Annotated in this window: 17 protein-coding genes; 13 read left to right on the forward strand and 4 right to left on the reverse strand. The window is 65.5% G+C overall.

Going from position 1 to position 16914, the window contains the following annotated elements; translation table 11 throughout:
* Position 1 precedes the first annotated feature (1 nt).
* Complete coding sequence (gene lexA / locus EV691_RS11310) at positions 2-610, reverse strand: transcriptional repressor LexA (RefSeq protein WP_089167512.1); 609 nt, start codon at positions 608-610, stop codon at positions 2-4.
* Positions 611-774: 164 nt separating this feature from the next.
* On the opposite strand from lexA, the gene EV691_RS11315 reads away from it, so the two are divergent.
* The 4 genes from EV691_RS11315 to EV691_RS11330 are packed head-to-tail and all read left to right on the forward strand — an operon-like array spanning position 775 to position 3837.
* Entirely contained in the window at positions 775-1512 is a 738-nt protein-coding gene (locus EV691_RS11315; protein WP_131296971.1) for a TetR/AcrR family transcriptional regulator, read from the forward strand.
* A gap of 45 nt (positions 1513-1557) precedes the next feature.
* Positions 1558-2082, forward strand: coding sequence for a L,D-transpeptidase (locus tag EV691_RS11320; protein WP_131296974.1), 525 nt, complete (start codon positions 1558-1560; stop codon positions 2080-2082).
* 9 nt (positions 2083-2091) lie between these two features.
* Positions 2092-3090 carry a beta-N-acetylhexosaminidase gene (gene nagZ, locus EV691_RS11325; RefSeq protein ID WP_131296977.1) on the forward strand — a complete coding sequence of 333 codons (999 nt, stop codon included), beginning with the start codon at positions 2092-2094 and terminating at the stop codon, positions 3088-3090.
* 9 nt (positions 3091-3099) lie between these two features.
* Entirely contained in the window at positions 3100-3837 is a 738-nt protein-coding gene (locus EV691_RS11330) for an S-methyl-5'-thioinosine phosphorylase (RefSeq protein ID WP_131296982.1), read from the forward strand.
* Between the two features lie 61 nt (positions 3838-3898).
* On the opposite strand, the gene EV691_RS11335 is transcribed toward EV691_RS11330, so the two are convergent.
* Both EV691_RS11335 and mfd read right to left on the reverse strand, forming a co-directional pair.
* Positions 3899-4423, reverse strand: coding sequence for a CsiV family protein (locus EV691_RS11335; RefSeq protein WP_131296986.1), 525 nt, complete (start codon positions 4421-4423; stop codon positions 3899-3901).
* Between the two features lie 10 nt (positions 4424-4433).
* Positions 4434-7880, reverse strand: a complete 3447-nt coding sequence (mfd, locus tag EV691_RS11340; protein ID WP_131296989.1) for a transcription-repair coupling factor — start codon at positions 7878-7880, stop codon at positions 4434-4436.
* Positions 7881-8039: 159 nt separating this feature from the next.
* Between mfd and EV691_RS11345 the strand changes: the two genes are divergently transcribed.
* The gene (locus EV691_RS11345) at positions 8040-9488 is read left to right on the forward strand and encodes a glyceraldehyde-3-phosphate dehydrogenase (RefSeq protein ID WP_131296992.1); all 1449 of its coding nucleotides are present in this window, start codon (positions 8040-8042) and stop codon (positions 9486-9488) included.
* A gap of 8 nt (positions 9489-9496) precedes the next feature.
* On the opposite strand, the gene EV691_RS11350 is transcribed toward EV691_RS11345, so the two are convergent.
* Positions 9497-9802: a hypothetical protein gene (locus EV691_RS11350; protein WP_131296995.1), complete on the reverse strand. Its 306-nt coding sequence runs from the start codon at positions 9800-9802 to the stop codon at positions 9497-9499.
* Between EV691_RS11350 and EV691_RS11355 the strand changes: the two genes are divergently transcribed.
* From EV691_RS11355 to nqrM, 8 genes are all read left to right on the forward strand, one after another.
* Positions 9789-11126, forward strand: coding sequence for a Na(+)-translocating NADH-quinone reductase subunit A (locus EV691_RS11355; protein WP_131296998.1), 1338 nt, complete (start codon positions 9789-9791; stop codon positions 11124-11126). The two genes, EV691_RS11350 and EV691_RS11355, sit on opposite strands and share 14 nt — an antisense overlap.
* A gap of 3 nt (positions 11127-11129) precedes the next feature.
* Positions 11130-12341, forward strand: a complete 1212-nt coding sequence (locus EV691_RS11360) for an NADH:ubiquinone reductase (Na(+)-transporting) subunit B (RefSeq protein ID WP_131297002.1) — start codon at positions 11130-11132, stop codon at positions 12339-12341.
* Positions 12334-13122, forward strand: a complete 789-nt coding sequence (locus EV691_RS11365; RefSeq protein WP_131297005.1) for a Na(+)-translocating NADH-quinone reductase subunit C — start codon at positions 12334-12336, stop codon at positions 13120-13122. The genes EV691_RS11360 and EV691_RS11365 overlap by 8 nt, the downstream gene beginning before the upstream one ends.
* Positions 13119-13793: an NADH:ubiquinone reductase (Na(+)-transporting) subunit D gene (locus EV691_RS11370; RefSeq protein ID WP_169531184.1), complete on the forward strand. Its 675-nt coding sequence runs from the start codon at positions 13119-13121 to the stop codon at positions 13791-13793. Before EV691_RS11365 ends, EV691_RS11370 begins: the two co-directional genes overlap by 4 nt.
* Positions 13793-14401, forward strand: a complete 609-nt coding sequence (gene nqrE, locus EV691_RS11375) for an NADH:ubiquinone reductase (Na(+)-transporting) subunit E (RefSeq protein WP_089167523.1) — start codon at positions 13793-13795, stop codon at positions 14399-14401. Before EV691_RS11370 ends, nqrE begins: the two co-directional genes overlap by 1 nt.
* Before the next feature lie 15 nt (positions 14402-14416).
* Positions 14417-15640 (forward strand): NADH:ubiquinone reductase (Na(+)-transporting) subunit F, encoded by a 1224-nt coding sequence (gene nqrF, locus EV691_RS11380; protein WP_131297007.1) that lies wholly within the window; start codon positions 14417-14419, stop codon positions 15638-15640.
* 64 nt (positions 15641-15704) lie between these two features.
* Entirely contained in the window at positions 15705-16667 is a 963-nt protein-coding gene (locus EV691_RS11385; RefSeq protein ID WP_377802232.1) for an FAD:protein FMN transferase, read from the forward strand.
* Entirely contained in the window at positions 16664-16897 is a 234-nt protein-coding gene (nqrM, locus tag EV691_RS11390; RefSeq protein ID WP_039805441.1) for a (Na+)-NQR maturation NqrM, read from the forward strand. The genes EV691_RS11385 and nqrM overlap by 4 nt, the downstream gene beginning before the upstream one ends.
* The last annotated feature ends 17 nt before the right edge of the window (positions 16898-16914 follow it).

A 16914-nucleotide genomic window follows, 5' to 3' on the forward strand; every position in this document is an offset into this window, starting at 1 on the left:
CCTAGCGGCGTATCACGCCGACACTCAATCCTTCGATGATCAGGTCCTGCTCGTTCAGATCGATCTCGAGCGGGGCGAATTCAGGGTTTTCGGCGATCAGCCAGACCTTGTCTCCTTCGCGCTTGAAGCGCTTGACCGTGACCTCGTCGTTGAGGCGCGCCACCACGATCTGGCCGTTGCGCGCCTCGCGACAGGTATGCACGGCCAGCAGGTCGCCATCGTAGATGCCGACATCCTTCATGCTCATGCCACGCACCCGCAGCAGGTAGTCGGCGCGGGGATGGAAGAAGTCGGGATTGATCCGGCAGGTTTCCTCGATGTGCTGTTGGGCGAGGATCGGTGCGCCGGCCGCGACCCGGCCGACGACGGGCAGGCTGCCCGGTTCGCTGTCGGCTTCACCGCCAGGGATGCGGATGCCGCGGGAGGCGCCCGGGGTCATTTCGATCGCCCCCTTGCGCGCCATCGCCTTGAGATGCTCTTCCGCCGCATTGGGCGACTTGAAGCCGAGCTCGCGGGCGATCTCTGCCCGGGTCGGTGGATAGCCGTTCTCCTCCAGACAACGCTTGATGAAGGCGAGGATTTCGACTTGGCGAGGCGTCAGTTTGGACATGGAGGCTGCTCTGTCTTTTTATCCAGGTCCTGGGATTATATACAGTGTTGTTTCACTGGCAACCTCTCGATACGGCAACGACGGCAATCCCTGCTCAGTCCGGCGTTCGAATTGAAATACAATGGCGGCTAAAAATGACAGGGTTGTCAACCGCCGGAGGAAGCATGCCCCACTCGGAAACTGTCGAGCGCATCCTGGATGCTGCGGAGCAGCTGTTTGCGGAACGGGGGTTCGCGGAAACCTCGCTGCGGCTGATCACCAGCAAGGCCGATGTCAATCTGGCGGCGGTGAACTATCACTTCGGCTCGAAGAATGCGCTCATCGAGGCGGTGTTTTCCCGGGTCCTCGGCCCTTTCTGTGCCTGTCTGGAGCGCGAGCTGGACCGCCGTCAGGCCGCTCCGGAGCCCGGCCTGAGCCTCGAGGAGCTGCTGGAGATCACCATCACGCAGGTGCAGTCGGCGCGCCCGCGCAGCGGCAGCGACCTGGCCATCTTCATGCGTCTGCTCGGCCTGGCCCTGAGCCAGGGGCAGGGACACCTGCGGCGCTACCTCGAGGACACCTACGGCAAGCTCTTCCGGCGCTACCTGCTGCTGCTGCAGGTGGCGGTGCCGCGGATTCCGCCGCTGGAGCTGTTCTGGCGCACCCACTTCATGCTCGGCGCGGCGACCTTCAGCCTGTCTGGGATGGATACGCTGCGGGCCTTCGCCGAGGAGCGCTTCGGGGTACAGACCTCCAGCGAGCAGGCATTGCGTCTGCTGGTGCCCTTTCTCGCCGCCGGCATGCGCGCGCAGAGCGTCCTGCATGATCCGCAGCTGGCCAGCGCCCAGCCCAGGCCGCGTGGCAAGGCGGCGCTGCCTGCCAGGAGTGTGGCCCGCCCCGCTCCGAGCGATGCGGACGAGTAGCGGGGCGGTGGGCGGCACCGTTCCGATCGGCTAAGCTAGCCGCCCATGCAAGCTCTCGATCTTCTCCATATCTCCCTGGCCGATCAGGCGCTGTACGGCTTTGCCGACGGCCAGCTGGTCCTGCGCCTGGCGGTTTCCACTGCCCTGAACGGTCCCGGCGAGCAGTCCGGTTCCGGCTGCACGCCGCGCGGGCTGCATCAGGTACGGGCGAGGATCGGCGAGGGGCTGCCGGCGGGCGCGGTGCTGCGCGGGCGGCGCTGGACCGGCGAGGTCTGGACACCCGAGCTGCACGAGGCCTTTCCCGGCCGCGACTGGATCCTCACCCGGATCCTCTGGCTGAGCGGCTGCGAGGTCGGGCGCAACCGGCTCGGGGCGGTCGACACTTTCCGCCGCTACATCTATCTCCATGGCACGCCGGACAGCGAGCCCATGGGGGTGCCGCGCTCCCACGGCTGCGTGCGCCTGCGCAACGCCGACCTGCTGGAGCTCTACCCGCGCGTGTCCCTGCACTGCCGCGTGCGGATCGAAGAAGCGCCGTGCCCCGTGTGGGCGGCGGCCGATCTCACTTAAGGATTTTCCATGCAAGGCTCTTTGATGCTGGACATCGCCGGCACCTGGCTGACCGCCGAGGATCGCCGCCTGTTGCGCCAGCCCGAAGTGGGCGGCCTGATCCTGTTCGCCCGCAATATCGAGCACCCCGCCCAGGTCCGCGAGCTCTGTGCGGCGATTCGCGCCGTGCGTCCCGACCTGCTGCTCGCCGTGGATCAGGAGGGCGGCCGCGTGCAGCGCCTGCGCCAGGGCTTCGTTCGCCTGCCGGCGATGGGCGCGCTGGCCGGCCACGACGAGGCCGAGCGGCTGGCCGAGGCGTGCGGCTGGCTGATGGCGACCGAGGTGCTGGCGGCGGGGCTGGACTTCAGTTTCGCGCCGGTGCTGGACCTCGACCACGGGCGCAGCGCGGTGATCGGCTCGCGCGGCTTCGCCAGCGATCCGCAGGCGGTCATCCGCCTGGCCGGGGCCTTCATCCGCGGCATGCATGCCGCTGGCATGGCCGCCACCGGCAAGCATTTTCCGGGACATGGCTGGGCGGAGGCCGACTCCCATGTGGCCATCCCCACCGACGAGCGCAGTCTCGAGGCGATCCGCCCCCGGGACCTGCTGCCCTTCCAGCAGCTCCGCGGGCAGCTGGATGCCGTGATGCCGGCACACGTCATCTTTCCGCAGGTGGATGTGCAACCGGCCGGCTTCTCCCGCCGCTGGCTGCAGGACATCCTGCGCGGCGAGCTGGGCTTCGACGGGGTGGTATTCAGCGACGACCTGTCGATGGCCGGCGCCCATGTGGCTGGCGACGCGGCGGCGCGGATCGAGGCGGCACTCGCCGCAGGCTGCGACATGGGGCTGGTGTGCAACGACCGGGCGGCGGCCGAGCTGGCCCTGTCCGCCCTGCAGCGCCTCGGCGTGCAGCCGGCAGCGCGCCTGGCACGCATGCGCCGGCGGGCCTTCCCGGGGATCGACTACAAGCAGAACCCACGCTGGCTGCGCGCGCTCGAGCGTCTGCGCCAGGCCCGGCTGATCGATTGAGGAGATGAAATGACGGTCCATGCGATCATCGGCGGCACCGGTCTGACCCAGCTGGAGGGGCTGAGCATCCGCCAGTCTCTCCAGCTGGAGACGCCCTATGGCGCCCCCTCGGCGGACATCCTGCGCGGCGAGTACGCCGGCCGCGAAGTGCTGTTCCTGGCGCGCCACGGCCATCCGCATCGCATCCCGCCGCACCAGGTCAACTACCGGGCCAATCTCTGGGCGCTGCGCCAGGCCGGGGCCGAGGCGATCCTGGCGGTCAATGCGGTCGGCGGCATCCATGCGGCCATGGGCACCGGGCACTTCTGCGTGCCGCACCAACTGGTCGACTACACCTACGGCCGCGCCCACACCTACTTCGAGGGCGAGCTGGAGGCGGTCACCCACGTGGACTTCAGCCATCCCTACGACGAGGGCCTGCGCCAGCGGCTGATCGCGGCGCTGCTGGCCGAGGGCTGTGCCTTCAGCGGGCATGGGGTCTACGCATGCACCCAGGGGCCGCGCCTGGAGACCGCCGCGGAAATCGTTCGTCTGGAGCGAGACGGTTGCGACATCGTCGGCATGACCGGCATGCCCGAGGCGGTGCTGGCCCGCGAGCTGGGGCTGCCCTACGCCTGTCTGGCGCTGGTGGTGAATCCGGCGGCGGGCAAGAGCAGCGCGCTGATCACCATGGCCGACATCGAGCGCGCCCTCGGCGAGGGCATGGGCAAGGCCAAGGCGGTGCTCGGGCGGGTGCTGGCAGCCTGACCCGCAGAGCCTGGAAACGAAAAGGACCGCTGCGGGCGGTCCTTTTCGTTTATGGCATGGGTCAGAGCGGCGTGACCAGGATCAGCAGACCCAGGTTGCCGTGGTCGAGGAAGGTGAGCTGGCCGGCGGACAGGCGGCTCTTCTGTTTCAGGCGCTCGCTGCCGGCGAGGAAGCCGGTGTTGTCGAAACGGTTGATCCAGAACTCCGCCGCGACGTCCAGGTAGCGGCCCTGGGTCAGGCTCAGCGTGCCCTGGATGGGGTAGTGGCCGTGGCTTCCCTTGCCGCTGCTCAGCGCCATCCGGCTCGGTGCGCCGCCCAGTTGCTGCTGCCAGGCCTGGTGCAGCAGCACCTTGTAGCCCTCGGCCTTGGCCAGCTTGGCCGCCTGCTCCTCCAGCGCCGGGGTCCGGCGGTTCGTGTCGTTGAGGGACTGCGCCCCGGCGGCCCAGTTTTCCGCCGGCGGCTGGCCGGCCGGCAGCGGATCGCCGGGTTGGCGGAACAGGATCAGTTCGATCTGGTACAGCCCCTCGGCGAGCGCGGCCGGGGCGAGCAGGGCGAACAGCAGGGGAAGCAGGCGTAGCGCACGCATGGGTCTGTCCTTAAGCGGATGGCGGAGTCAGGCGCTCGAGCAGCGCCTCGAGGGTGTTGAAGCGTTCTTCCGGGCGCTCCATGGGGATCTGGAACTTGAGCAGGGTGGCGCCTTCGAACTTGTAGCGGTTCGGCTGGCTCTGGATCAGCTTGATCAGCACCAGCGGGTCGACGCAGGTATGGGAGGCGAACTCGATGCGCCCGCCCTGGGGCCCGGCGTCGATCTTGGCGATGCCGAGCTTGTCCGCCTGCAGCTTCAGCCGGGTCAGGCGCACCAGGTGCTTGGCCGGCTCGGGCAGCAGGCCGAAGCGGTCGATCATCTCCACCTGCAACTCCTTGAGCTCGTCCTCGTCGGCCGCCGAGGCGATGCGCTTGTAGAGGATCAGGCGGGCGTGCACGTCCGGCAGGTAGTCCTCGGGAATCAGCGCCGGCACCCGCAGGTTGATGTCCGGGCCGCCGCCCAGCGGCTGCTCGAGGTTCGGCTGCTCGCCCTTGCGGATGGCCTTGACCGCACGCTCGAGCATTTCCATGTAGAGGCTGAAGCCGACCGCCTGGATCTGCCCGCTCTGGCCCTCGCCAAGCAGCTCGCCGGCGCCGCGGATCTCCAGGTCGTGGGTGGCCAGGACGAAGCCGGCGCCGAGGTCCTGGGCGCCGGCGATGGCTTCCAGGCGCTTCTGCGCGTCCTCGGTCATCTGCTTGCGCGGCGGGGTGAGCAGGTAGGCGTAGGCCTGGTGGTGGCTGCGTCCGACCCGTCCGCGCAACTGGTGCAGCTGGGCCAGGCCGAACTTGTCGGCGCGCTCGATGACGATGGTGTTGGCGCTGGGCACGTCGATGCCGGTCTCGATGATGGTCGAGGCCACCAGCACGTTGAAGCGCTTGTGGTAGAAGTCGCTCATCACCTGTTCCAGCTCGCGCTCGCGCATCTGTCCGTGGCCGATGGCGATGCGTGCCTCCGGCACCAGCTCGGCCAGCTCGCGGGCGCATTTGTCGATGGTCTTCACCTCGTTGTGCAGGTAGTAGACCTGGCCGCCGCGCAACAATTCGCGCAGCAGCGCCTCGCGGATCAGGGTGTTCTGCTGCTCCATGACGAAGGTGCGCACCGACAGCCGGCGCGCCGGCGGAGTGGCGATGATCGACAGGTCGCGCATGCCGGCGACGGCCATGTTCAGGGTGCGCGGGATCGGCGTGGCGGTCAGGGTGAGGATGTCCACCTCGCTGCGCAGGGCCTTGAACTGTTCCTTCTGGCGCACGCCGAAGCGGTGTTCCTCGTCAATGATCACCAAGCCCAGGTTATTGAACTTGACGTCGTCCTGGAGGAGCTTGTGGGTGCCGATGACGATGTCGATCTTGCCCTCGGCCAGGGCGGCGATGGCGCCCTCGACGTCCTTGGCCGACTTGAAGCGGCTCATCACCTCGACCCTCACCGGCCAGTCGGCGAAGCGGTCGCGGAAGCTGTTGTAGTGCTGCTGGGCGAGCAGGGTGGTGGGCACCAGTACGGCCACCTGGCGGCTGCTGTGCACGGCGATGAAGGCGGCACGCATGGCCACCTCGGTCTTGCCGAAGCCGACGTCGCCGCAGACCAGGCGGTCCATCGGCCTGGGCGCCAGCATGTCGGCGTGCACCGCGTCGATGGCGGCCTGCTGGTCCGGGGTTTCCTCGAAGGGAAAGCTGGCGCTGAAGGTCGCGTAGTCGGCGGCCGGATCCCTGAAGGCGAAGCCTGTGCGGGCGGCGCGCCGGGCATAGATGTCGAGCAGTTCGGCGGCGACGTCGCGAACCTGCTCGGCGGCCTTGCGCTTGGCCTTCTGCCATTGCTCCGAGCCCAGCCGGTGCAGCGGCGCCAGGGCGTCGTCGCTGCCGGTGTAGCGGGCGATCAGGTGCAGGTTGGCCACCGGCACGTAGAGCTTGGCTTCCTCGGCGTACTCCAGCATGAGGAACTCGGCGGCCTGGCCTTCGACCTCCAGGGTGAACAGACCGCGGTAGCGACCGACGCCATGGTCGATGTGCACCACCGGCGCGCCCTCGCGCAGCTCGGTGAGGTGCTTGATGACGTTGTCGCCGCCGTCGCGGGCCTTTTCCCGCCGGCGGCGCTGCATCACCCGCTGGCCGAACAGCTGGCTTTCGGGAACCAGCGCCAGGGACGGCGCCTCGAGCAGCAGGCCTTCGTCCAGCGGGGCGATGGCGATGGCCAGGCGCTCCGTGGCAGCGAGAAAGCCCGGCCAGCCGTCGACGCTCTGCGGGCGCAGGTTCAGGCGCGCGAGCAGCTCCAGCAGGATCTCGCGGCGTCCGGCCGATTCGGCGGCGAACAGCACGCGGCCGGGGAACTCGGCGAGGAAATCGGCCAGGGCCGCCAGCGGCTGGCTGGCCTTGGCGTCGAGGGCCAGCGACGGCAGATGGCGCGCGGGCAGGCGCTCGCGGCCGACGCCAGGCTCGAGCTCTTCGGTCGAGACGACCACCCGCGGCCAGTCCTTCAGGCGGGCGAAGCAGTCCTCCACCGGCAGGAACAGCTCGGCGGGCGGCAGCAGCGGACGCTCGGGGTCGAGGCGGCGCTCCTCGTAGCGGTTGCGCACGTCGCTCCAGAAGCTCTCGGCGGCCTGTTCGATGCCGGGCAGGGAGAATACCTGGGTGGCGGGCGGCAGGTAGTCGAGGAGGGTGGCGGTTTCCTCGAAGAACAGCGGCAGGTAGTACTCGATGCCGGCCGGGGTGATGCCGCTGGCGAGGTCCTGATAGATCGGGCAGCGGCGGAAGTCGACGTCGAAGCGCTCGCGGAAGCGGGCGCGGAAGGTGGCGACCGCCTCCTTCCGCAGCGGGAATTCGCGAGCCGGCAACAGGCGGATCGAGTCGACCTTGTCGATCGAGCGCTGGGTTTCCGGGTCGAAGGTGCGCAAGGTCTCGATTTCGTCGTCGAACAGGTCGATGCGGTAGGGCTGCTCGCTGCCCATGGGAAAGAGGTCGATCAGTGCGCCGCGCACGGCGAATTCGCCGTGTTCGTAGACGGTTTCCACGCAGCGGTAACCGGCTGCCTCCAGGCGCTGGCGCATCTGCTCCACGTCGAGCCGCTGGCCGACGTCCAGCACCAGGCTGCTGCCCAGCAGGAAGGGCTTCGGCGCCAGGCGGTACAGGGCGGTGGTGATCGGCACCACCAGCACGCCATGGCTCAGTTCGGGCAGCCGGTAGAGACTGGCGATGCGCTGCGAGACGATGTCCTGGTGGGGCGAGAAGAGGTCGTAGGGCAGGGTTTCCCAATCCGGAAACTGCAGCACCGGAAGTGTCGGGGCGAAGAAGCGCAGCTCCTGTTCCAGACGTTCGGCGCTCAGGCTGTCGGCGGTGAGGAGCAGGGTGAAGCGCTTGGCGGCGCTGGCGGCCTCGGCGATCGCCAGGGAGAGCGCCGTGCCTGGCAGGTTGCCCCAATGTTGTTTGCCGGCGGCGGCCGGCAGGCTCGGAAGACGCAGTACAGACACGGGGAGGCCTGGCTCCGGTGGGTAATTGATATCCGGTCGATTGTAACTATCCGCATGCTTTGCTGTCAGTGTTTCGTCCACTGCAGATTGCCGGCCTATACTGGCGTGGTCATAATGTAGTCATTTTTATCAGCCCCTACATGTAAGAAGGTGTCGCCCGTGAATCAGAAGCCCGACCAGTGTCTTGGTGAATGGATTGACCGTGAAGCGCTCGCTGAAGCGATGATCCCGCTGATTGGCCAGCTCTACCGCAATAATAATGTGGTGACCTCGATCTTCGGCCGCAGCCTGATCAACCGCTCCGTCATCGCGATCCTCAAGGCCCATCGTTTCGCCCGCCATCGCCAGAGCGATGAAGCCGAGCTCTCGGTGCACGATACCTTCCCGATCCTCAAGGCCATGAGCGAGCTGAAGCTCGGTGCCGCCTCGGTCGACCTGGGCAAGATGGTCGGCAAGTACAAGGAGGCCGGCGCCGGTCGTTCCGTCGAGCAGTTCGTCCGCGACGAACTGGCCGAAGTTGCCGGCAAGCAGAACACCGTGCAGCACAAGGGCACCGACGTGGTGCTGTACGGCTTCGGCCGCATCGGTCGCCTGCTGGCGCGCATCCTGATCCAGAAGACCGGCGGCGGCGACGGCCTGCGCCTGCGTGCCATCGTCGTGCGCAAGGGGGCCGACAACGATCTGGCCAAGCGTGCCAGCCTGCTGCGTCGCGACTCGGTGCATGGCCCGTTCGATGGCACCATCACCGTGGACGAGGAAAACAACACCATTCTCGCCAACGGCAATCTGATCCAGGTGATCTACTCCAACGATCCGACCAGCGTCGACTACACCCAGTACGGCATCAAGGATGCCATCGTGGTGGACAACACCGGCAAGTGGCGCGATGCCGAGGGCCTCGGCCAGCACCTGAAGTGCCCGGGTGCCGCCCGCGTGGTGCTGACCGCTCCGGGCAAGGGGGCGCTGAAGAACATCGTGCATGGCATCAACCACCGCGACATCACCGATGAGGACAAGATCATCTCCGCGGCCTCCTGCACCACCAACGCCATCGTGCCGGTGCTGAAGGCGGTGAACGACCGGTTCGGCATCGCCAACGGTCATGTGGAAACCGTGCACTCCTACACCAACGACCAGAACCTGATCGATAACTTCCACAAGGGCAGTCGTCGCGGTCGCAGCGCCCCGCTGAACATGGTGATCACCGAGACCGGTGCGGCCACCGCGGCGGCCAAGGCCCTGCCGGAGTTGAAGGACAAGCTGACCGGCAACGCGATCCGCGTACCGACGCCGAACGTCTCCATGGCGATCCTCAATCTGAATCTGGAGAAGTCCACCAGCCGCGACGAGATCAACGAATATCTGCGCCAGGTGGCGATGTTCTCCGACCTGCACAAGCAGATCGACTTCGTCAACTCGTCCGAGGTGGTGTCCACCGACTTCGTCGGTTCCCGCCATGCAGGCGTGGTGGATGCCGAAGCCACCATCTGCACCGACAACCGTGTCGTGCTCTATGTCTGGTACGACAACGAGTTCGGCTACAGCTGCCAGGTGGTGCGCGTTCTGGAGGATATGGCCGGAGTCAATCCGCTGGCCTTCCCGCGCTGATCGCTGCGTCAGCTGCAAAAGCGGGAGCCCATGGCTCCCGCTTTGCTTATCTGCTTGCCATGCCGTTCTGCTGCCTCCTCGAGGGCTGAAGCAGAAAAATTTCCTTTCAAGAAACCATAAAAAACAAGCCCTTGGGTGGCCATTACCGCATGGGCATCTTTATAATCGGGCGGATTTTTTTCCTGGATTCGGAGATTGCAAAGTGCAGGAACAGTCGCGGCTTGCCGTTTACTGTCCCTTCTCTGTGCTTTTTTGAGTCTTGCAATGTTTTTTGAAATCAGTGGGTTAGGCCTAGAACCTATGATCAGAATCAAAAGAGGGCTCGACTTGCCCATAACGGGTGAGCCGACGCAGCGCATAGAGGCTGCGAGATCGGTTCGCAGCGTGGCCGTGGTAGGTTTCGACTACCACGGCATGAAGCCAACCATGAATGTGCAGGTCGGCGACCGGGTCAAGCTCGGTCAGGTCCTGTTCGGCGACAAGAAGACCCCGGGTGTCCAGTACACTGCGCCGGGGGCGGGTGTCGTCAGTGCCATCCATCGTGGCGCGCAGCGCGTCCTGCAGTCGGTGGTCATCGACCTGGACGGCGACGAAGAGGAAACCTTCGTCCAGTACGCGCCGGAGCAACTGGAAAGCCTGAGCAGCGAGCAGGTGCGCGAGAACCTGCTGCGCTCCGGCCTTTGGACCGCGCTGCGTACCCGTCCGTTCAGTCGCGTTCCGGCCGTCGATGCGACGCCCAGCTCGATCTTTGTCAACGCGGTCGATACCCATCCGCTGGCGGCGGATCCTGCTGTGATCATCGCCGAGCAGGCAGCGAACTTCGAGAACGGCCTCAAGGTGCTCGGCAATCTGGCCAAGCTCTACCTGTGCAAGGCCGAGCGTGTCGCCCTGCCCGGCGAGCAGCTGGCCAAGGTGCAGACCGAGTCCTTCGCCGGCCCGCATCCGGCCGGTCTGGCCGGCACCCACATCCATTTCCTCGATCCGGTCAGCGCCAGCAAGAGCGTCTGGAGCATCAACTACCAGGACGTGATCGCTGTCGGCAAGCTGTTCACCAGCGGCCGGCTGTCGGTCGAGCGCGTCGTCGCCCTGGGCGGCCCGGTGGTCGAGCGTCCGCGCCTGCTGCGTACCCGCCTGGGCGCCAGTCTCGACGAGCTAACCGCCGGCGAGCTGCAGCCTGGCTACAACCGCGTGGTATCCGGCTCGCTGTTCGGCGGCCGCAGCGCTCATGGCGCCTTCGCCTACCTCGGTCGCTACCACCTGCAGGTGTCCTGCCTGAAGGAAGGCGACGAGCGGGAAATGCTGCACTACCTGCGTGCCGGCACGGAAAAGCATTCGCTGCTCAACGTCTTCGTCTCCAAGCTGGCGGAAGACAAGCGCTTCGCTCTCTCCACCACCACCAACGGCAGCCCGCGCGCCATGGTGCCGGTCGGCAACTACGAAGAGGTGATGCCGCTGGACATCCTGCCGACGCAGCTGCTGCGCAGCCTGATCGTCGGTGATACCGAGATGGCGCAGAAGCTCGGCGTGCTGGAGCTGGACGAAGAGGATCTGGCCCTGTGCAGCTATGTCTGTGCCGGCAAGTACGAGTACGGCCCGATTCTCCGGGACAACCTCACCCGTATCGAGAAGGAGGGTTGATTGATGGGAGTCCGAGCGTTTCTCGATAAGATCGAGCACAACTTCGAGAAGGGCGGCAAGCTCGAGAAGTGGTACGCCCTCTACGAGGCCGTCGACACCTTCCTCTACCGTCCGGCCAGCGTGACCAAGACCACCGCCCATGTGCGCGACGGCATCGACCTCAAGCGGATGATGATTCTGGTCTGGCTCTGCACCTTTCCGGCAATGTTCTTCGGCATGTGGAATACCGGCTACCAGGCCAACCTGATCTTCGCCAAGAGCCCCGAGCTGCTGGCGGCCCAGGACGGCTGGCGCTTCGCCCTGACCGGCGCCCTGGCCGGGTTCGACCCGAACAGCCTGTGGGACTGCTTCGTTCAGGGGGCGGCCTACTTCCTGCCGATCTACGCGGTGACCTTCATCGTCGGCGGTTTCTGGGAAGTGCTGTTCGCCTCGGTGCGCAAGCATGAGGTCAACGAGGGCTTCTTCGTCACCTCCGTGCTGTTCTCCCTCATCCTGCCCCCGAGCATTCCCCTCTGGCAGGTGGCGATGGGCATCAGCTTCGGCGTGGTGATCGGCAAGGAAGTGTTCGGCGGTACCGGCAAGAACTTCCTCAACCCGGCGCTGGTCGGCCGGGCCTTCCTGTTCTTCGCCTACCCGGCGCAGATGTCCGGCGATGCTGTGTGGACCGCGGTTGACGGTTATGCCGGCGCCACCGCGCTGAGTCTGGCGGCTGCCGGCGGCATCGAGAGCGTGGTGGCCACCGGTGCCAGCTGGATGGATGCCTTCCTGGGCACCGTGCAGGGCTCCATCGGCGAAACCAGCACCCTGGCCATCTTCATTGGCGGCGCCGTGCTGCTGGCGACCAAGATCGCCGCCTGGCGCATCGTCGCCGGCGTAATGGTGGGCATGGTGGTCCTGAGCACCCTGTTCAACCTGATCGGCTCCGATACCAACCCCATGTTCGCCATGCCCTGGTACTGGCATCTGGTCGTCGGCGGCTTCGCCTTCGGCATGCTGTTCATGGCCACCGACCCGGTTTCGGCGTCCATGACCAATACCGGCAAGTGGGCGTTCGGCATCCTCATCGGGCTGATGGTCGTACTGATCCGGGTGGTCAACCCGGCCTTCCCCGAGGGCATGATGCTGGCGATCCTGTTCGGCAACCTGTGCGCACCGCTGATCGACCACTTCGTCGTTCAGGCCAACATCAAGCGGAGGCTGGCACGCAATGTCTAATCAGAAAGAGTCCACCGTCCGCACGCTGGCGGTGGCCATCGTGGTCTGCCTGGTGTGTTCGGTGTTCGTCGCCGGCGCCGCCGTGGCGCTGAAGTCGACCCAGATCGAGAACAAGGAACTGGACAAGCAGCGCAGCATCCTGGCCATCGCCGGGCTGGGCGATGCGGACCTGTCCGGCAAGCAGGTCAAGGCGCTGTACAAGGAGCGCATCGTCGCCAAGGTGGTGGACCTGGAGTCCGGCACCTTCAGTGATGCGCAGGACGTAAATACCTTCGATCCGCTCAAGGCGGCCAAGGACCCCAAACTGTCCGACGCCCTGCCGGGCGAGCAGGACATCGCCTCGATCAAGCGGCGTGAGCGTCTCACCACCGTTTATCTGGTGGAAAAGGATGGCCAGCTGGACACCCTGATCCTGCCGGTGCGCGGCTACGGTCTGTGGTCGACCCTGTACGGCTTCATGGCGCTCAAGGGCGACCTGAACACCGTGGTCGGCATGGGCTTCTACCAGCACGCCGAGACTCCCGGTCTGGGCGGCGAAGTGGACAACCCGAAATGGAAGGCCCTGTGGCCGGGCAAGACCCTGTTCGACGAGGACGGCAAGCTGGCTGTGGATATCGTCAAGGGCAACGTCGATTCGCAAAGTCCGAAAGCAACCCATCAGGTCGATGGCCTGGCCGGTGCGACCCTGACCAGCAACGGCGTCGAGAACCTGCTGCGCTTCTGGCTCGGCCAGAAGGGCTTCGGTCCGTTTATCGCTAACCTTCGCAATGGGGGGGCCTGAGCATGGCGCAACCGACCATCAAGGAAGTCCTGTTAAATCCGGTCTTCAACAACAACCCTATCGGCCTGCAGATCCTCGGTATCTGTTCGGCGCTGGCAGTCACCTCGAACCTGAAGACCGCGCTGGTGATGTCCATCGGGCTGACCCTGGTGACGGCCTGTTCGAGCATGTTCATCTCGATGATCCGCAGCCAGATTCCCAGTTCGATCCGCATGATCGTGCAGATGGTGATCATCGCCTCGCTGGTGATCGTGGTCGACCAGTTGCTCAAGGCCTTCGCCTACGGGCTGTCCAAGCAGCTGTCGGTGTTCGTCGGTCTGATCATCACCAACTGCATCGTGATGGGTCGTGCCGAAGCCTTTGCCATGCAGAACCCGCCGGTCCTGTCGTTCTACGACGGCATCGGCAACGGTCTGGGCTACAGCGTCATGCTGATCGTGCTGGGCGTTTTTCGCGAGTTGTTCGGCGCCGGCAAGCTGTTCGGCTTCACCATCATTCCGGTGGTCAACGACGGCGGCTGGTATCTGCCCAACGGTCTGCTGCTGCTGCCGCCCTCGGCGTTCTTCCTCATCGGCCTGATCATCTGGGGCCTGCGTAGCTGGAAGAAAGACCAGGTCGAGAAGCCGGCCTACCGCCTGGCCCCGCAGGTCTCGAACAAGGAGGCTTACTAATGGAGCACTACATCAGCCTGTTCGTGAAGGCCGTGTTCGTGGAGAACATGGCACTGGCCTTCTTCCTCGGCATGTGCACCTTCATCGCCATCTCCAAGAAGGTGGAGACCGCCATCGGTCTCGGCATCGCGGTCGTGGTGGTGCAGGCCATCACCGTGCCGGCCAACAACCTGCTCTATACCTATCTGCTCAAGGAGGGGGCGCTGGCCTGGGCCGGCCTGCCCGATATCGATCTCAGCTTCCTCGGCTTTCTGAGCTACATCGGGGTGATCGCTGCCATCGTGCAGATCCTCGAGATGCTGCTGGACAAGTACGTACCCTCGCTCTACAACGCGCTGGGCGTGTACCTGCCGCTGATCACGGTGAACTGCGCCATCATGGCCGGCTCGCTGTTCATGGTCGAGCGCGACTACAACTTCCCGGAAAGCGTGGTCTACGGCGTCGGCTCGGGTTTCTCCTGGGCGCTGGCCATCGCCTTGCTCGCCGGTATCCGCGAGAAGCTGAAATACAGCGACGTGCCCGAAGGGCTGCAGGGGCTGGGGATCACCTTCATCACCATTGGCCTGATGTCCCTGGGCTTCATGTCTTTCTCCGGCGTACAGCTGTAAGGACGGGATGAGCAGATGAGTTACGAAATATTCCTCGCCATCGGCATGTTCACCGCCATCGTGCTGGCGCTGGTGGTGATCATTCTCGCCGCCCGCGCCAGGCTGGTATCCAGCGGCGACGTGAGCATCGAGATCAACGGCGAGCGCACCATTACCGTGCCGGCCGGCGGCAAGCTGCTGCAGACCCTGGCGTCCAACAACATCTTCCTGTCCTCCGCCTGCGGTGGCGGCGGTACCTGTGCACAGTGCAAGTGCGTCGTCGAGTCCGGTGGTGGCGAGATGCTGCCTACCGAGGAGTCGCACTTCACCCGCCGCCAGGCCAAGGAAGGCTGGCGCCTGTCCTGCCAGACTCCGGTCAAGCAGGACATGAAGATTGAAGTGCCGGAAGAGGTCTTCGGCGTGAAGAAGTGGGAATGTACGGTGGAGTCCAACCCCAACGTCGCCACCTTCATCAAGGAGCTGACCCTGCGTCTGCCGGAAGGTGAGAGCGTGGACTTCCGCGCGGGCGGCTACGTCCAGCTGGAGTGCCCGCCGCACGTGGTCAACTACAGGGACTTCGACATCCAGGAGGAGTACCGCGGCGACTGGGACAAATTCAACATGTGGCGCTTCGTGTCCAAGGTGGACGAGACGACGATCCGCGCCTACTCCATGGCGAACTACCCGGAAGAGAAGGGCCTCGTCAAGTTCAACATCCGCATCGCCTCGCCGCCGCCGAACCGCGACGATATCCCGCCGGGCAAGATGTCCTCCTTCGTGTTCAACCTCAAGCCGGGCGACAAGGTCACGGTGTACGGTCCCTTTGGCGAGTTCTTCGCAAAGGACACCGACAACGAGATGGTGTTCATCGGCGGTGGTGCCGGCATGGCGCCGATGCGCTCGCACATCTTCGACCAGCTCAAGCGCCTGAAGTCCACGCGCAAGATGAGCTTCTGGTACGGCGCGCGCTCCATGCGCGAGGCCTTCTACGTCGAGGAGTACGACCAGCTGCAGGCGGAGAACCCGAACTTCCAGTGGCACCTGGCGCTGTCCGATCCGCAGCCCGAGGACAACTGGACCGGCCTGACCGGCTTCATCCACAACGTGCTCTACGAGAACTACCTGAAGGACCATCCGGCGCCGGAGGACTGCGAGTTCTACATGTGCGGCCCGCCGATGATGAACGCGGCAGTGATCAAGATGCTGCTTGACCTGGGCGTCGAGCGGGAAAACATCCTGCTTGACGACTTCGGCGGCTAGTGTGGTTGCCGAACTGTTGAAGCCCGCCATCGCGGCCGCCCTGGCGGCCGCGATGGCGGGCTGCATGTTTTCTGACCAGGTGGAAAGTTTCGCCGGCCCGACCATGGGCAGCACCTATTCGGTGAAATACGTGCAGCGTCGTGGGACTCCTGCCAAGGAGGACCTGCAGCGCGAGACCGAGGCGATCCTGGCCGATCTCGATCGGCAGGTGTCCACCTACCGTTCCGACTCGGATATCGAACGCTTCAATGCCCTGCCGGCCGGCAGCTGTGCGCCGATGCCCGCCACCGTGCGCGAGCTGGTGGCGGCTGGCGAGCGGCTTTCCGTGGAGAGCGGCGGGGCGCTGGATCTGACCGTCGGTCCCCTGCTCGATCTCTGGGGCTTCGGTCCGCACAGTCACGGCGAGCGGGTGCCGGATGCCGAGGCGATCGCCGCGGCGCGCCAGCGCGTGGGGCACCAGCATCTGCGCATCGACGGCGAGCGGCTGTGCAAGGACGCTCCGGTGCAGGTGGATTTCAACAGCATCGCCGCCGGCCACGCAGTCGATCGGGTCGTCGCCCGTCTCGAGGCGCTGGGCGTGGACAGTTACCTGGTGGAAATCACCGGCGAGCTCAAGGCCAAGGGACTCAAGCCCGACGGCACGCCCTGGCGGATCGCCATCGAAGCGCCCCACGACAACGAGCGGGTCGCACAGAAGATCGTCGCCCTCGACGGCTATGCAGTCTCGAGCTCGGGTGACTACCGCAACTTCTTCGAGCAGGACGGTAGGCGCTATTCCCATACGATAGACCCTCAGAGCGGTGCTCCGGTCGCCCATCGGCTGGCTTCGGTGACGATCGTCGATCCTTCGGCCCTCAGGGCGGACGGCCTGTCCACCATACTGATGGTACTCGGCGACGAGCGTGGCCTGGTCTTCGCGGAGCGGCAGGGGATCGCCGCCTTTCTGGTGATTCGCGAGGATCAGGGATTCATCACCAAGAGCACTGCGGCCTTCGATCGGCTGTTCGGTGCGGGAGACAAGCAATGACCTGGGTACTGGTTTTTCTCGTCATGTTGCTGGTGGTGCTGGGCATGTCCATCGGCGTGATCATGGGGCGCAAGCCCATCGCCGGCTCCTGTGGTGGCATCGCCAACCTAGGGATCGAAAAGGATGAGTGCCCCATCTGCGGCGGCGATCAGGACAAGTGCGAGGAAGCGAATGCCGGGGGTGACAAGGCGGCCAGGCCCAGTCTGGGTTACGACGCCAACAGGGATTAGCCGCTCCGTGATGGGGC

The organism is Azotobacter chroococcum (assembly GCF_004339665.1).
Classification (GTDB): domain Bacteria; phylum Pseudomonadota; class Gammaproteobacteria; order Pseudomonadales; family Pseudomonadaceae; genus Azotobacter; species Azotobacter chroococcum.

Excerpts from the sequence above, each read along its gene's own strand:
- EV691_RS11330 (WP_131296982.1), top strand. The coding sequence starts at position 3,100 with ATGACGGTCCATGCGATCATCGGCGGCACCGGTCTGACCCAGCTGGAG.
- nqrF (WP_131297007.1), top strand. The coding sequence starts at position 14,417 with ATGAGTTACGAAATATTCCTCGCCATCGGCATGTTCACCGCCATCGTG.
- EV691_RS11365 (WP_131297005.1), top strand. The coding sequence starts at position 12,334 with ATGTCTAATCAGAAAGAGTCCACCGTCCGCACGCTGGCGGTGGCCATC.
- EV691_RS11315 (WP_131296971.1), top strand. The coding sequence starts at position 775 with ATGCCCCACTCGGAAACTGTCGAGCGCATCCTGGATGCTGCGGAGCAG.
- lexA (WP_089167512.1), bottom strand. The coding sequence starts at position 610 with ATGTCCAAACTGACGCCTCGCCAAGTCGAAATCCTCGCCTTCATCAAG.
- EV691_RS11320 (WP_131296974.1), top strand. The coding sequence starts at position 1,558 with ATGCAAGCTCTCGATCTTCTCCATATCTCCCTGGCCGATCAGGCGCTG.
- EV691_RS11355 (WP_131296998.1), top strand. The coding sequence starts at position 9,789 with ATGATCAGAATCAAAAGAGGGCTCGACTTGCCCATAACGGGTGAGCCG.
- EV691_RS11360 (WP_131297002.1), top strand. The coding sequence starts at position 11,130 with ATGGGAGTCCGAGCGTTTCTCGATAAGATCGAGCACAACTTCGAGAAG.
- EV691_RS11385 (WP_377802232.1), top strand. The coding sequence starts at position 15,705 with ATGTTTTCTGACCAGGTGGAAAGTTTCGCCGGCCCGACCATGGGCAGC.
- nqrM (WP_039805441.1), top strand. The coding sequence starts at position 16,664 with ATGACCTGGGTACTGGTTTTTCTCGTCATGTTGCTGGTGGTGCTGGGC.
- nagZ (WP_131296977.1), top strand. The coding sequence starts at position 2,092 with ATGCAAGGCTCTTTGATGCTGGACATCGCCGGCACCTGGCTGACCGCC.
- nqrE (WP_089167523.1), top strand. The coding sequence starts at position 13,793 with ATGGAGCACTACATCAGCCTGTTCGTGAAGGCCGTGTTCGTGGAGAAC.
- EV691_RS11335 (WP_131296986.1), bottom strand. The coding sequence starts at position 4,423 with ATGCGTGCGCTACGCCTGCTTCCCCTGCTGTTCGCCCTGCTCGCCCCG.